The organism is Pedobacter sp. 05T44 (assembly GCF_056395985.1).
Genome location: NZ_JBFTKO010000003.1, coordinates 200,820 through 214,812 on the forward strand (window position 1 = coordinate 200,820; position 13,993 = coordinate 214,812).

18 protein-coding genes are annotated in these 13,993 nt (G+C 36.2%); 2 read left to right on the top strand and 16 right to left on the bottom strand.

Annotated elements, in window-relative coordinates:
• The first annotated feature begins 22 nt into the window (after positions 1-22).
• Both AC1DDK_RS07715 and AC1DDK_RS07720 read left to right on the top strand, forming a co-directional pair.
• On the top strand, positions 23-1,567 hold the full coding sequence (locus tag AC1DDK_RS07715; RefSeq protein ID WP_288882904.1) for a helicase HerA-like domain-containing protein: 1,545 nt from the start codon (positions 23-25) through the stop codon (positions 1,565-1,567).
• 103 nt (positions 1,568-1,670) lie between these two features.
• Entirely contained in the window at positions 1,671-2,573 is a 903-nt protein-coding gene (locus AC1DDK_RS07720; protein WP_172661509.1) for a nucleotidyltransferase family protein, read from the top strand.
• Positions 2,574-2,631: 58 nt separating this feature from the next.
• Here AC1DDK_RS07720 and dnaK read toward each other — a convergent pair whose 3' ends face one another.
• The 16 genes from dnaK to rplF all read right to left on the bottom strand — a co-directional run bounded on the left by dnaK (position 2,632) and on the right by rplF (position 13,979).
• Entirely contained in the window at positions 2,632-4,545 is a 1,914-nt protein-coding gene (gene dnaK / locus AC1DDK_RS07725; protein WP_172661510.1) for a molecular chaperone DnaK, read from the bottom strand.
• 163 nt (positions 4,546-4,708) lie between these two features.
• Positions 4,709-5,899, bottom strand: coding sequence for a class I SAM-dependent methyltransferase (locus tag AC1DDK_RS07730; RefSeq protein WP_337717212.1), 1,191 nt, complete (start codon positions 5,897-5,899; stop codon positions 4,709-4,711).
• Positions 5,900-5,990: 91 nt separating this feature from the next.
• Positions 5,991-6,533 (bottom strand): 50S ribosomal protein L17, encoded by a 543-nt coding sequence (rplQ, locus tag AC1DDK_RS07735; RefSeq protein ID WP_172661512.1) that lies wholly within the window; start codon positions 6,531-6,533, stop codon positions 5,991-5,993.
• Positions 6,534-6,624: 91 nt separating this feature from the next.
• Entirely contained in the window at positions 6,625-7,617 is a 993-nt protein-coding gene (locus AC1DDK_RS07740; protein ID WP_048907425.1) for a DNA-directed RNA polymerase subunit alpha, read from the bottom strand.
• 76 nt (positions 7,618-7,693) lie between these two features.
• Complete coding sequence (gene rpsD / locus AC1DDK_RS07745; protein ID WP_048907704.1) at positions 7,694-8,302, bottom strand: 30S ribosomal protein S4; 609 nt, start codon at positions 8,300-8,302, stop codon at positions 7,694-7,696.
• A 65-nt stretch (positions 8,303-8,367) separates the two neighbouring features.
• The gene (gene rpsK / locus AC1DDK_RS07750; protein ID WP_048907426.1) at positions 8,368-8,757 is read right to left on the bottom strand and encodes a 30S ribosomal protein S11; all 390 of its coding nucleotides are present in this window, start codon (positions 8,755-8,757) and stop codon (positions 8,368-8,370) included.
• A 22-nt stretch (positions 8,758-8,779) separates the two neighbouring features.
• The gene (gene rpsM, locus AC1DDK_RS07755; RefSeq protein ID WP_048907427.1) at positions 8,780-9,157 is read right to left on the bottom strand and encodes a 30S ribosomal protein S13; all 378 of its coding nucleotides are present in this window, start codon (positions 9,155-9,157) and stop codon (positions 8,780-8,782) included.
• 83 nt (positions 9,158-9,240) lie between these two features.
• The gene (gene ykgO / locus AC1DDK_RS07760; RefSeq protein WP_008244551.1) at positions 9,241-9,357 is read right to left on the bottom strand and encodes a type B 50S ribosomal protein L36; all 117 of its coding nucleotides are present in this window, start codon (positions 9,355-9,357) and stop codon (positions 9,241-9,243) included.
• Position 9,358: 1 nt separating this feature from the next.
• Positions 9,359-9,577 carry a translation initiation factor IF-1 gene (gene infA, locus AC1DDK_RS07765; protein WP_048907428.1) on the bottom strand — a complete coding sequence of 73 codons (219 nt, stop codon included), beginning with the start codon at positions 9,575-9,577 and terminating at the stop codon, positions 9,359-9,361.
• Between the two features lie 71 nt (positions 9,578-9,648).
• Positions 9,649-10,434 (bottom strand): type I methionyl aminopeptidase, encoded by a 786-nt coding sequence (gene map, locus AC1DDK_RS07770; protein ID WP_172661513.1) that lies wholly within the window; start codon positions 10,432-10,434, stop codon positions 9,649-9,651.
• A gap of 11 nt (positions 10,435-10,445) precedes the next feature.
• Positions 10,446-11,780: a preprotein translocase subunit SecY gene (gene secY / locus AC1DDK_RS07775; protein ID WP_048907430.1), complete on the bottom strand. Its 1,335-nt coding sequence runs from the start codon at positions 11,778-11,780 to the stop codon at positions 10,446-10,448.
• 3 nt (positions 11,781-11,783) lie between these two features.
• Positions 11,784-12,230: a 50S ribosomal protein L15 gene (gene rplO / locus AC1DDK_RS07780; protein ID WP_048907431.1), complete on the bottom strand. Its 447-nt coding sequence runs from the start codon at positions 12,228-12,230 to the stop codon at positions 11,784-11,786.
• Positions 12,231-12,341: 111 nt separating this feature from the next.
• Positions 12,342-12,521: a 50S ribosomal protein L30 gene (gene rpmD, locus AC1DDK_RS07785; RefSeq protein ID WP_048907432.1), complete on the bottom strand. Its 180-nt coding sequence runs from the start codon at positions 12,519-12,521 to the stop codon at positions 12,342-12,344.
• Positions 12,522-12,525: 4 nt separating this feature from the next.
• The gene (gene rpsE, locus AC1DDK_RS07790) at positions 12,526-13,044 is read right to left on the bottom strand and encodes a 30S ribosomal protein S5 (RefSeq protein ID WP_008244566.1); all 519 of its coding nucleotides are present in this window, start codon (positions 13,042-13,044) and stop codon (positions 12,526-12,528) included.
• 18 nt (positions 13,045-13,062) lie between these two features.
• On the bottom strand, positions 13,063-13,416 hold the full coding sequence (rplR, locus tag AC1DDK_RS07795) for a 50S ribosomal protein L18 (RefSeq protein ID WP_048907433.1): 354 nt from the start codon (positions 13,414-13,416) through the stop codon (positions 13,063-13,065).
• A gap of 5 nt (positions 13,417-13,421) precedes the next feature.
• A complete protein-coding gene (gene rplF / locus AC1DDK_RS07800) occupies positions 13,422-13,979 on the bottom strand; it encodes a 50S ribosomal protein L6 (protein ID WP_172661514.1) in 558 nt (185 codons plus the stop codon).
• Between the last annotated feature and the right edge of the window lie 14 nt (positions 13,980-13,993).

Sequence of the window (13,993 nt, forward strand, 5' to 3'; positions counted from 1 at the left end):
TTTATAAAAACTATCTTTTCCTATGAGTGATCAATCCGCAAAATTTACAGAAAAAATTAAGGCCTCTTATACACCAAGTGGTTCATACATATATCTTGGAGCTGGTATTCTGGATGGGCAAGTAATCGCTGAAGCTGAAGTTAATTTGTCTTTAAAAATGATGAATAGGCATGGACTTGTTGCAGGTGCAACAGGGACAGGAAAAACCCGCACATTGCAGTTGCTATCAGAACAATTGTCTGATGCAGGTGTACCGGTATTTATGCTTGATGTAAAGGGCGATTTATCAGGCCTTAATCAGCCAGGACCAATCAATCCAAAAATAGAGGAAAGAGCAGGTCAACTGGGCAAGCCTTTTAATCCTTCTGGATTCCCTGTCGAGATTTTTTCCTTATCTGGCAAATTAGGCGCTCAAATGCGGGCTACTGTTCTTGAATTTGGGCCTACCCTACTGTCTAAAATCCTCGATCTAAATGATACACAGGCAGGTGTTTTAGCTGTGATCTTTAAGTATGCTGATGATAGCAAACTACCAATTATTGATCTTAATGATCTTAAAAAATTAGTTTCATACCTGGCCGAAGGGCAAGGTGCCGAAGAGATTAAAAGTTCTTATGGTAAAATATCCACTGCCACCTCAGGAACAATATTAAGAAAGATCGTTACCATTGAGCAACAGGGACTGAGCGCTATGTTTGGCGAACGTTCATTTGACATCGAAGATCTTTTTACTAAAACCGACGGTAAAGGAGTAATCAGTTTGCTCAATATCTCAGATGTCCAAAATCAGCCGGTGCTTTATTCTACTTACCTGTTAAGTTTACTTGCAGAAATTTTTTATAGCATGCCTGAAGTTGGAGATTTAGATAAACCTAAGCTGGTTTTCTTTTTTGATGAGGCGCATTTGTTATTTAAAAATTCTTCAAAAGCTTTTCTGGAACAGATAGAAACTATTATCAGATTGATCAGATCAAAAGGTATAGGTGTATTTTTCTGTACTCAAGCCCCTAGTGATGTCCCTGAGAGTGTATTATCTCAACTAGGAAATCGTGTTCAGCACGCTTTGAGAGCATTTACACCAAATGATGTTGATGCGCTTAAAAAGACTGTAAATACTTATCCAAGATCCGAATTCTACGAGATCGACAAAATGTTGACTTCATTAGGAACCGGACAGGCTTTGATAACAGTGTTGAACGAAAAAGGTATCCCTACAGAAGTGGCAGCAACTATGCTTACACCTCCAAGAGCAATCATGGGACCACTCAGTGCGGCGGATTATAATAACCTTGTCCAATCAAGCGAGCTTACTACTAAATACCAGGAATCAATTGATCCTGAGAGCGCCTATGAAATCTTAACCAAACGTGTAAATGATAAACTAACCGAGGAAGAAGAAACAAAACAAGAAGAGGCTCCTAAAAAAGGTGAGAAGAGTTTAGTTGAACAGGTAATGGGCGCAACTATAACCAGACAAATAGGAAAAGAAATAGTGCGGGGATTATTTGGTATGCTTACAGGGAAAAAACCTCGCAGCAGCGGCGGAAAGGGAATATTTGGATTTTAACTACCTCAATATCCATGCGATACATTGAGAACCGTTATCAGACTAATGAAAAAACTATCTCACTTTTTACATTGAATATAAATTGAATCATTATTTTCGCTGCATGAAAAAACCTACCTTATTAATATTAGCAGCTGGTATGGCAAGTCGCTATGGCAGCATGAAACAGATTGATGGCTTTGGCCCCAATGGAGAAACAATTATTGATTATTCTATATACGATGCAATTAAAGCTGGATTCGGCAAAGTAGTCTTCATCATCAAAGAAGAATTTGTAGAAAACTTTAAAGCCATATTTGAACCTAAACTAAATGGTAAAATTGAAACTGATTATGTATTCCAAAATTTCGATTTGAAACAATTTGGCATTGAAGAGGAAATTTACCGCGAAAAACCATGGGGAACTGCTCATGCCATTCTATCTGGCAGAAACGCCATTAAAGAGCCTTTTTGCGTAATCAACGCAGATGATTATTATGGTTATGATGCGTTTAAAAAAATGGTAGACTTTTTAAATAATGAGGCAACTGACAGCAACTATTCTATTGTTGGCTATCAAATTGGGAAAACACTATCTGACTTTGGATCTGTATCTCGTGGGGTTTGCAAAACCAATGATGCTGGATTCCTTGAAGAGATTACTGAACGTACTCAGGTTTATAAAAAAGATGGTGGAATTGTATATGAAGAAAATGGTTCTGAATATCCTTTAGAATATAACACCCCGGTTTCAATGAACTTCTGGGGCTTTACTCCAGCTGTTTTTAAATTAACTGAAGACTTATTTAGAGTATTTGCTTTAGAAAATAAAGACAAACCAAAAGCTGAGTTCTTTATCCCTTTGATTGGCGAAAATCTTGTAAAAAGTGGTGCAGCCTCTTTCAAAGTTATACCTACAGATAGCCAGTGGTTTGGAGTAACTTATAAAGAAGATAAGCCTTTTGTACAGGAATGTATAGATCAGTTAGTAAAAGATGGGACTTATCCTGAGAATCTTTGGAACTAGCTAAGCAATAAAAAAGCCCCTTGATAAATTATCAAGGGGCTTTTTATTGCTTAAAAGACTATTTTTTATCGTCTTTTACTTCTTCAAAATCAACATCAGTAACGTTATCGCCACCATCAGCTGACTGAGCGCCATCCTGAGCTTGAGCTCCTTCAGGTTGTGCACCGTCTTGTCCTGATTTATACATCTCTTCTGAAGCTGCATTCCACGCATTTTGCAATTCTGCTTGTGCTGTGTCAATATCAGCAAAGTTTCTTGCAGCATGTGCATCTTTAAGTTTTTTCAAACCTTCTTCAATAGGAGCTTTTTTATCAGCAGATAGTTTTTCTCCAAATTCTTTTAATTGTTTCTCAGTTGAGAAAATTAAAGCATCAGCACCGTTGATTTTTTCTGCTTCTTCTTTAGCAGTTTTATCAGCTTCTGCATTTTTCTCAGCTTCATCTTTCATTCTTTTGATCTCTTCATCAGTTAAACCTGAAGAAGCCTCAATACGAATCTTTTGCTCTTTACCGGTTGCTTTATCTTTAGCACTTACATGCAAGATACCATTTGCATCAATATCAAATGCTACTTCAACTTGAGGAACTCCACGAGGTGCTGGCGGAATACCATCTAATATAAAACGACCAATAGTACGGTTTTGAGCTGCCATAGGACGCTCTCCTTGTAAAATATGGATCTCTACTGAAGGTTGATTATCAGCTGCTGTAGAGAAAGTTTCTGCTTTTTTAGAAGGTATGGTTGTGTTAGCTTCAATTAATTTAGTCATTACACCACCCATTGTTTCAATACCTAAAGAAAGAGGTGTTACATCTAATAACAATACATCTTTAACTTCTCCGGTTAAAACACCACCTTGAATTGCAGCACCAATAGCTACTACCTCATCAGGGTTTACACCTTTAGATGGTTCTTTACCAAAGAAAGCTTTTACTGCTTCCTGGATAGCTGGAATACGTGTAGAACCACCAACTAATATAATCTCATCGATATCACTTGTTTTTAAACCTGCATTTTTCAAAGCTGATTTACAAGGATCAATTGTACGTTTAATTAAATCACCAGCCAATTGCTCGAATTTAGCACGGGTTAATGTTCTTACCAAGTGCTTAGGTCCTGTTGCATCAGCAGTGATGTATGGCAAGTTGATCTCAGTTGAAGTTGTGCTTGAAAGCTCAATTTTGGCTTTTTCAGCAGCTTCTTTAAGACGTTGTAAAGCCATTGGATCCTGGTGAAGATCCATGCCGTTTTCATTTTTAAATTCAGCAGCTAACCACTCGATAATGATATGATCAAAGTCATCACCACCTAGGTGAGTATCACCATCTGTAGATTTTACTTCAAATACACCATCACCTAATTCTAATACAGAAACGTCATGAGTACCACCACCGCAGTCAAACACAACAATTTTCATATCCTTGTGTGCTTTATCTAATCCATAAGCTAAAGCAGCTGCAGTTGGCTCGTTAATAATACGTTTAACAGTTAAACCTGCAATTTCTCCAGCTTCTTTTGTTGCCTGACGTTGAGCGTCATTAAAATAAGCAGGAACAGTAATAACCGCTTCAGTTACTTCATGACCTAAGAAATCTTCTGCAGTTTTTTTCATTTTCTGCAAAATCATCGCAGAAATTTCTTGTGGTGTATATTTACGGTCGTCAATTTCAACCCTTGGAGTATTGTTATCACCTTTAACTACCTTATAAGGTACACGTGATGATTCTTTAGAAACTTCAGCAAAGCTGCTTCCCATAAAGCGCTTTATTGAAGATATTGTTTTTGTTGGGTTAGTAATTGCCTGACGCTTTGCCGGCTCGCCTACTTTACGCTCACCATTTTCTGCAAAAGCAACAATGGAAGGTGTAGTGCGTTTACCCTCGCTGTTGGCTATAACTACAGGTTCGTTACCTTCCATTACGGCTACGCAAGAGTTTGTTGTTCCTAAGTCTATACCAATAATTTTTGACATGCTATTTTATCTATGTTTATGTTTATGAATCTTATTATTTACATCTGTTCAACAAGCAATGTGCCAATAGGGTTTTGGCAGAAAAAATAGTTTTTCTGTAAGATTTTCAATATAAAATTGTCCGAATTACATCATAAAAATGTGACAGTATGACAGAATGCTGTTACATTTCGTCTTTCAAGAGTCTTTCCAAATGATGGTAACCAATTCCGAAATAACTCTTAGTCTGCTGTATCTGAGCTAGTATTTCGGTTTTTCTACTCTTAGCAATCTCTCCTTTTATACCAACAACCAAAACATTTTTTGGAGTATGAACATCCGAAATGAATTCGAATATTTTAGTTTTATAACCAAAATACTCCAGTACCAGTGCCCTGATCCCGTCAGTTATCATTTCTGCCTGGCGCTCCATGAATATTCCATATTTAGTTAAAAAAGAAACATCGTTTTTAGTTTTACCTTTTTCCATTTCTCTTCTGATCTGCTTATGACAGCAAGGTGCAACAACAATTAATTCTGCATTAGTCTTAATTCCTTTATAGATCGCATCATCAGTAGCCGTATCACAAGCATGTAAGGCAATTAACAAATCAATTGAATCAGTATTATAATTATCAATGGTGCCCTCTACAAACCGCAATTGATTAAAGTTCGATTTTTCAGCAATGCTATTGCAGAGCTGTACCATGTCTTCTCTAAATTCAACGCCTACCATATTCACATTTTGATTAAGTACATTATGTAAATAATCATAAAGGGCAAAAGTAAGATACCCCTTACCCGACCCCATGTCCACAACATTTCGGACCTTAGCATCTGGCAGTTCTTTAATCAAAGAACTTAAAATTTCAATATACTGATTAATCTGTCTGTACTTATCCTGAGAATTTTTGAATACATTCCCCTCCTGATCAGTAACCTTTAGCTCTTGTAAATAAGTTTTTCCTGCTGGCTTTATAATTCTCTTCTTCTCTTTATCATGAGACAAACTCGGTTTAATATTAGAAGCATTTTGTCTTTCTCTTAAAGAAATGGTTCCCTTTTTCCCATGCTCTATAATTACTTCTTTATTTGTGGTGAAAAGGGTGCAGATTCTAAAATCATTACTAATCAAATTCTTAATTAGATCAGTGCCATCCTGTATGCTTAGGTTCTTAAATATATCACGGGTTTTATAACGATAATTAAAAGAAAGCATCTCAACTCGCTTAATCTTTACTCTTCGAACATAGATATTCTTAAGTTCTTTTTCATTTCCATGGTAATTCCCTAAAGACGCTTTTAGAAATAGATTTAATGAAATACTTTCTGATAATTGATCCAGAAATAGCTGGATACTAAGTTGATTCGACATGAAATATTATTACAGTACAAAGATAGGTTTTGAAAAGCAAAAAAAAAGTCGGCTCAAATTGAACCGACTCTTATATTCTGACTAGGGAATATTATTCTCCTTTATCTTCTTTTGTTTCTTCAGCAGCTGGTGCTTCTTCTACAACTTCTTCGGCCTTAACCTCTTCGGCTTTAACTTCTTCTGTTTTTGCTGCAGGAGCATCAGATTTTTTAGCTTTGCTTCTACCACGACGAGTAGTTTTCTTTTCAGCTGAATCTGCTTCTTTACCGTACACTTCGTTATAATCAACTAGTTCGATTAACGCCATTTCAGCATTATCACCTAGACGATTGTTTAACTTAATGATCCTAGTGTAACCACCTGGACGGCTAGCAACTTTAGCCGCAACATCACGGAACAATTCAGTAACAGTTTCTTTATCTTGTAAGTAACCGAAAACAATACGACGAGAGTGCGTAGTATCAGTTTTTGATTTTGTAATAAGAGGTTCAACATACATACGCAAAGCTTTTGCTTTTGCTAAAGTTGTCGAGATTCTCTTATGTTTAATTAACGATGAAGCCATGTTAGCCAACATCGCCTTACGATGTGAATCTGTTCTTCCTAAGTGATTTACTTTTCTACCGTGTCTCATTTTTAAATTTATTCAGTGTATACCGTCTCTATGAAATTAATCTGAGGGAATTATACACTATTAACAATATATAATTTATGCTTTTAGCTTATTATTCCTCGTCCAATTTGAACTTAGACAAGTTCATTCCAAAAGATAAACTCTTAGATTTAACAAGCTCTTGTATCTCTGTTAAAGATTTTTTACCGAAGTTTCTGAATTTTAACATATCAGCAACATCATAAGAAACCAAATCAGCTAAAGTACGAATATCAGCTGCTTTTAAGCAGTTCAATGCACGAACTGATAAGTCTAAATCAACTAATTCAGTTTTCAGGATCTTACGCATATGCAAGATTTCCTCATCAACTTCTTTAGTTTCTTCTTTAGCTTGAGATTCTAATACTAAATTCTCATCAGAGAACAACATAAAGTGCTGGATTAAAATCTTAGCAGCTTCTTTTAGCGCCTCTTCAGGATGGATAGATCCATCAGTAGAGATATCTAGTATTAATTTTTCGTAATCTGTTTTTTGTTCAACACGATAGTTTTCAATCGTATATTTTACATTTTTCATTGGAGTGAAAATCGAATCTATCGCTATAACTCCAACTACAGCATCATTAATTTTATTCTCTTCTGCTGGTACATAACCACGTCCTTTATTAATGGTCAATTCCACCTCTAAAGTAACAGATTTCTCCATGTTACAGATAACGAAATCTGGATTAAGAACCTCAAAGTTATTAGAGAATTTAGTAATGTCTCCTGCAGCAAATTGCTCCTGGCCATTTACTACAATAAAAACCTTCTCAGAATCACCTGAATCACCTACTTTTTTAAAACGCACTTGTTTTAAATTAAGGATAATTTCAGTCAAATCCTCTACAACACCTTTCATTGTAGAAAACTCATGAGATACGCCAGAAAAACGAATACTTGTAATGGCATAACCTTCTAAAGAAGAAAGTAATATTCTTCTTAAGGCATTACCAATTGTTACACCGAAACCGGGCTCTAAAGGACGAAATTCAAATATACCATCGAAATCAGTTGATTTCTGCATGATTACCTTATCGGGTTTCTGAAATGCTAAAATTGCCATTTATAATGTTTTTAGATCGTTATTAAAATTATGCAACGTAAAAAATTAATTGCCCGTAGGCAATTAATTAAATATATTACTTAGAGTATAACTCTACTATAAGGTTTTCTTTGATGTTTTCTGGTATCTCATCACGATTAGGATAAGCTAAAAATTTACCAGTTAACTCATTCGCATTCCAATCTAACCAATTGAATTTATTGATTACTCTTCCTGCTACAGAATTAGTGATTGCTTCTAATGTTTTTGATTTCTCGCGAACTGCAACAACATCTCCAGCTTTTAATTGATATGAAGGGATATTTACTACTTCACCGTTAACTGTTACGTGTTTATGGCTAACTAACTGACGAGCAGCTGAACGTGTAGTAGCAATACCTAATCTGTATACTGTATTATCTAAACGAGCCTCTAATAATTGCAATAAGTTATCACCTGTAATTCCTTCACGAGAAGACGCTTTGGTAAACAAGTTACGGAACTGACGCTCCAATACACCATAAGTATATTTAACTTTTTGCTTTTCCATTAATTGAACTGCGTATTCAGATTGTTTTCCTCTTCTTTTTGAGGCACCGTGTTGCCCAGGAGGATAATTTTTTCTATCTAATACTTTATCAGGGCCAAAAATTGGCTCTCTGAATTTACGCGCGATTTTGGACTTCGGTCCTGTATATCTTGCCATTGCTTTTTGTTTTAAAGTATCATGCAACCTGAAGCTGCAGACTCTTAGCTTTAAAAATTAATAAATTAAACTCTTCTCTTCTTAGGAGGACGACATCCATTGTGTGGAAGCGGCGTAATATCTTTGATAGAGGTTACTTCGATACCTGAAACCTGCAATGTTCTAATTGCAGACTCACGACCTGAACCTGGACCTTTAACAAAAACTTCTACTTTACGTAGACCTAAATCAAATGCTACTTTACCGCAATCAGATGCAGCTTGACCTGCTGCATATGGAGTGTTCTTTTTAGAACCCTTAAATCCCATTTTACCTGCAGAAGACCATGAAATAGTTTGACCGTTGTTATTTGTTAGGGTAACAATGATATTGTTAAAAGTAGCATTGATGTGCGCCTGACCAACAGGCTCAATAACAACAATACGCTTTTTGGTAACTTTTTTACTCTTAGCCATAATTATTATTCAGTACTAATTTTTATTTAGTAGCTTTTTTCTTGTTCGCAACTGTTTTTCTCTTGCCTTTACGTGTACGAGAGTTGTTTTTAGTACGCTGACCACGCACAGGTAAACCTTTTCTGTGACGTAAACCACGGTAACAACCAATGTCCATTAAACGTTTGATGTTTAATTGAACCTCTGAACGTAAAGCTCCTTCAACTTTTACGCCGTCGTTTATAATGGTACGGATTGCTGATAATTCATCATCAGACCAGTCCTGTACTTTTTTGCTTAAATCGATACCTGCTTCAGTTAATATACGTTGTGCAGTTGATCTACCTATTCCGAAGATATAAGTTAATCCAATTTCGCCTCTTTTGTTTCTTGGTAAATCAATACCTGATATCCTTGCCATATTTGTACTAAATGTTTGATTATTTGATTAAACGACAGATTGAGTAACCTGTACATTCAATCCAATCATACTTCAATAATTTCTTAACCTTGACGTTGCTTAAACTTAGGGTTTTTCTTGTTTATAACGTAAAGTTTACCTTTACGACGAATAACCTTGCAATCAGCACTACGTTTTTTAATTGATGACCTAACTTTCATTTTATTTATATCTATAAGTAATCCTGCCCTTTGATAAATCGTAAGGCGACATCTCTAATTTTACTTTATCTCCGGGTAAAATTTTGATGTAGTGCATCCTCATTTTCCCCGAAATATGAGCTATTATCTCATGTCCATTCTCTAGTTCAACTCTGAACATGGCATTCGATAATGCTTCTTTTATTACACCGTCTTGTTCAATTGAGGCTTGTTTAGCCATATAATATTGATTTTTACTTAATTAGCTGCTATTAAACAGGGTTGCAAAATTAAATAAAAAATTTTAATTATTTACTTTTTTTCTATTAAAACTTCTTCAATTAAAGAAAAGGTTGATAAAACATCTGCTTTTCCCTTTTTTACAGCCACTGTATGTTCAAAATGTGCAGAAGGTCTATTGTCATTACTGGTTACTGTCCAGCCATCAGACCAAAACTTCACTCCGGCTGTGCCGGCATTTATCATTGGTTCTATTGCTATAACCATCCCCTCTTCCAGTTTAATCCCGCTACCACGTTTACCGTAGTTAGGAACCTCTGGCTTTTCATGCAACTTAACTCCTACTCCGTGCCCTACCAGCTCTCTTACTACACCAAAACCATTCTTCTCTGCCAGGTCCTGAACAGCAAAACCAATATCTCCAATTCTGGAACCTACAACTGCCTTTTCTACAGCCAGTCGTAAACATTCCTGAGTTACTTCTACCAACTTCTTCTTCTCGGCACTTACTTCTCCAATTGAAAATGTATATGCTGAATCACCAAAGTAGTTGTTTTTAATAACCCCGCAATCCACTGAGATAAGATCACCTTCCTGAATCACATAATCGCTCGGAAATCCATGAACAACTTGTTCATTAGGTGAAATACAAAGCGAATAAGGAAAGCCGTTATAATTCAAAAAAGCAGGTATTGCGCCATGATCCTTAATAAAAGTCTCAGCCAGCTGATCTAACTTTTTGGTTGTAACACCTGGCTGAATAACTTTTGCTACTTCAGCTAGTGTTTTTGACACTAACAAAGAGCTTTCTCTTATTAATTCTATCTCCTCGAGGGATTTATAATAGATCTTAGACATTCTTTCTTCTACTATATCACTGCATTGCTTCCGCTAGCAGCTGGAATTCCTGTTCTTCCAGTAACACGACCTGTCTTCATCAATCCATCATAATGACGCATTAACAAATAACTTTCGATCTGTTGCAATGTATCCAAAACCACACCTACAAGAATTAGCAAAGAAGTACCGCCATAGAAATGAGCGAACTCAGATTTAATTCCAAACTTAACAGCGATTGAAGGAAGAATAGCGATGATAGCTAAAAAGACAGCACCCGGAAAGGTAATCTTTGAGATCACATCGTCTATAAAAGATGAAGTAGACAATCCAGGTTTAATACCAGGAATGAACCCACCGTTCTTTTTCATATCATCCGACATCTGAGTAGGATTAACTGTAATAGCGGTATAGAAAAACGTAAATGCAATAATTAAAAAAGCAAATGTTAAACTATATGCTAACGAAGTATAATCACTAAACTGAATTAGCCATGTATTTTGTAGTGAAGGAAAAAATTGCGTTAAAGTTGCCGGAATAAACATTAATGCCTGAGCGAAAATGATTGGCATTACACCTGCAGCATTCACCTTTAATGGTATGTACTGTCTTACACCACCAAATTGTCTGTTACCAACAATTCTTTTGGCATATTGAACTGGTACTTTACGTACACCCTGTACAATCATGATAGTGAACATAACTACTGCAAAAAGTGCAACTATCTCAATCACCAAAGCGATAAGTCCACCATCACCTACAAATCTAGAGCTGATCTCTTGTTGTAAAGCGATAGGTAAACGAGCGATAATACCAACCATAATGATCAGTGAGATACCATTACCGATACCTTTATCAGTAATTTTCTCTCCTAACCACATTACAAATAATGTACCTGCGGCCAATACAAACGTAGCCAGAACAAAGAATAATGTATGATTAATGATAATTGCCTCTGGCGGAACCTGAGTTTTTACATAACCAACTGCTTGTACAGCTGTAATAGCAACAGTTAGATAGCGTGTAATTTGATTCAGTTTATTTCTTCCACTTTCACCTTCCTTTTGCATTTTCTGAAACGAAGGTACAGCAATACCTAATAGCTGAACTACAATTGATGCAGAAATATAAGGCATAACTCCCAAAGCAAGAATAGATACTCTGGAGAATGATCCCCCAGCGAACATATCCAAAAGGCCCAAAAGGCCAGACTTCTCATTATCGCCTAAAAGAGTCGCATCAACACCTGGCAAAACCACATGCGATACAAATCTATATACCAAAAGAATCATGAGCGTAAATACTATACGCTCTTTTAATTCTTGAATTTTCCAAATATTACTTAAAGTAGTAAACAGCTTCTTCATTAATTACAATTTTTCGATTGAGCCTCCAACAGCCTCAATAGCTTTTTGTGCAGTAGCAGAAAAAGCATGTGCTTTAACTTCTAATTTAGATTTAACCTCACCACGACCTAATACTTTTACCAGATCATTTTTTGAAGCCAATCCGTGTTCTTGCAAGATAGCAAAATCAATGCTTGTTAAGTTAAACTTCTCAGCCAAACCTTGTAAAACATCTAAGTTTACACCTACATATTCAACACGGTTAATTGGTTTGAAACCTACCTTAGGCACACGACGTTGTAACGGCATTTGACCACCTTCAAATCCAATCTTAGTTGAATGTCCTGAACGTGATCCAGCACCTTTATGTCCACGTGTCGAAGTACCACCACGACCAGAACCAGTACCACGACCTATCCTCTTACTATTTTTAGTAGAACCTGCTGCAGGTTTTAAATTACTTAAGTTCATTTTTAAAACTTATTGTGTTGCCCTTCGCTTTCACTAATCAGGGACAACGGTTAAACAATATACAAAGGTTGCAAATGTAGTCATATAACTCACATCTGCAACCTTAAATAATTATATACTCTCGATAGCTATTAAGTGATTAACTTTTCTTACCATTCCAATAATGGCAGCAGTTGCTTCTACTTCTACACTTTGGTTCATTTTAGTTAAACCTAAAGCTTGCATCGTTCTTTTTTGGCGTTCGCTTCTATCGATAATGCTTTTTACCTGGGTTATTTTGATCTTCGCCATAATATTATCCGTTAAAAACTTTATTTAAATCTACACCACGTTGCTGAGCTACAGTATAAGCATCACGCATCTTAGTTAAAGCATCAACAGTTGCTTTTACCACGTTATGTGGATTAGATGAACCTTTTGATTTGGCCAATACGTTATGTACTCCGGCACTCTCTAATACAGCACGCATTGCACCACCAGCAATTACTCCGGTACCTACTGCAGCTGGTTTGATTAAAACAAAACCACCTGAGAATTTACCAATTTGCTCGTGAGGAACAGTACCATTTAACAAAGGAACTTTTACCAAGTTCTTTTTAGCATCATCGATGCCTTTTGCAATTGCTTCTGTTACCTCTTTAGCTTTACCCAATCCGTAACCTACGATTCCGTTTTCATCTCCAACAACTACGATTGCTGAGAAGCTGAAAGTACGACCACCTTTGGTTACTTTGGCTACACGCTGTATGCTAACTAAACGATCTTTCAATTCGATTTCGCTAGTCTTAACTCTTTTTATATTGATAGTTGACATTCTTATCCTATTTTCAGATTAAAATACTAAACCAGCTTCGCGAGCACCTTCTGCCAACGATTTTATACGTCCATGGTATAAGTAGCCGTTTCTATCGAAAACAACTTCTTTAACACCAGCTGCGATTGCTTTCTCTGCAACTAATTTACCTACAGCTACAGATTGCTCCGATTTGTTTCCAGTACCTGAAAAATCTTTAGATAAAGATGAAGCTGATACAATTGTACTACCGGTTACGTCGTTAATGATTTGAGCATAAATTCCTTTATTGCTTCTATAAACCGATAAACGTGGACGGCTTTCAGAACCTGTTAATCTTTTTCTGATTCCTTTTTTTATACGATCTCTACGAGATAATTTTTTCCCTGCCATGATGATTATTTTTTAGAAGCTGATTTACCTGCTTTTCTTCTTAACACTTCTCCTACAAACTTGATACCTTTACCTTTGTATGGCTCTGGTGCACGTAACGAACGGATTTTCGCTGCTACTTGTCCTATCAGTTGTTTATCAATACTTTCCAAAATAATTTTTGGAGTCTGACCTTTTTCTGAAGTTGTCGTTACCTTAATTTCTTCCGGTAATTGGAATACATAGTGGTGAGAATAACCTAAAACAAGATCCAAAGTATTTCCTTGGTTAGTAGCACGGTAACCCACACCTACTAATTCTTGTTGAATTTTATAACCTTCTGTTACACCAACAACCATATTGTTTAACAAAGAACGATACAAACCGTGTAACGCTTTGTGTCTTTTTTGTTCTGAGGGACGTTGTACAGTTAATACACCATCTTCCTGACTTACTGTGATATCTGAATCTACTGCTTGAGTTAATTCACCTTTAGGGCCTTTAACAGATACTACGTTATCTTTAGATACAGTAATTGTAACACCTGAAGGGATACTAATTGGGGCTTTTCCTATTCTTGACATTTTGCTATCCTCCT